This is a genomic window from Falsiroseomonas sp. (assembly GCF_030695085.1).
GTDB lineage: Bacteria > Pseudomonadota > Alphaproteobacteria > Acetobacterales > Acetobacteraceae > Falsiroseomonas.
This window is the reverse complement of record NZ_JAUYTS010000141.1, coordinates 1-1,077: the sequence shown is the minus strand read 5'-3', so window position 1 is coordinate 1,077 and position 1,077 is coordinate 1. Positions and strand designations below refer to the sequence as shown.

Here is a 1,077-nt window from a genome sequence, read left to right as displayed (position 1 = left end):
GCGGCCTTCACCTGGGAGCAGTTCCAGTCGACGACCAACAAGGACCTGGCCGATGTGCTGGGCAATTTCGTCAACCGCATCGTCAAGTTTGCGGAGTCGAAATTCGACGGCGTCGTGCCGGACGCGGGCGAGCCGGAGCCGCTGGAAGAGAAGCTGGAGGCAGACCTGCGCGCGGGCATCGCCGAGGCCACGGCCCAGTTCGAGGCCATGGAGTTCCGCAAGGCGGCGGTCGCCCTGCGCGCCGTCTGGGTGCTGGGCAATGAGTACCTGCAGGAGGCGGCCCCCTGGACCGCCTTCAAGACCGATGTCGACCGCGCTGCGGTGGGGGTGCGCACCGGACTGAATCTGGTGGCCCTGTTCGCCCGTCTGGCGGCCCCGGTGATGCCGGCGACGGCGGTGAAGATCGCCGCGACCGTGGGTGCGACGGACCTGAGCTGGCCGACGGCCGACGAGCCCCTGCTGGACGCCCTGCCGCGCGGTCAGACCGTGGCGGCCGCCGGGGTGCTGTTCACCAAGATCGAGGACGGCCAGGTGGCCGAGTGGTCGGAGCGCTTCGGCGGGGCCGGGGCCCAGTGACGCCCGCCCGGCCTGCCGCCTTCATCAGGCTGCTGGCCGGGGATCAGGCCGAGGACCGCGCCGTCCTGGCGGGACAGCGCGCCTATGTCGCCTTGCGCGATCGAGACCGGACACGCCGCGAAGCGGTGATGGCGTTGCTGGCGGACGGCTTGCCCGAGGAGGCTGACGCTCTCTACGCCGCCGCCTGGATCCTGAACCACGGAGACCGTTCGGAAGAGGCGGCGCTGGGCAGCCGGCTGGCCGCGCGGGCGGCTGAACTTGGGCGGCCTGGCGCGCGCTGGTTGGCGGCCGCGGCATTGGACCGGTCGTTGATGTACGCCGGCCTGCCTCAGAAATACGGCGCCAACATCATCCCTGACGGCGTCGGCTGGCGGCTGTGGGACGTCGATCCCGCGACGACCGACGAAGAGCGCCTCGCCAACGACGTGCCGCCGCTGGCCGAGATGCAGGCCCGCGCGGCCGCGATCACCGACTCTCAACCGGACATGGCCGCGGCTCCGG

2 protein-coding genes are annotated in these 1,077 nt (G+C 71.6%); both read left to right on the top strand.

Annotation, left to right across the window (positions count from 1 at the left end):
* A partial coding sequence (locus tag Q8S40_RS15045; protein ID WP_305671020.1) for a class I tRNA ligase family protein occupies positions 1-576 on the top strand: 576 nt, incomplete at its 5' end.
* On the top strand, positions 573-1,077 hold a 505-nt coding region (locus Q8S40_RS15040; protein WP_305671019.1), incomplete at its 3' end, for a hypothetical protein. The genes Q8S40_RS15045 and Q8S40_RS15040, both read left to right, overlap by 4 nt.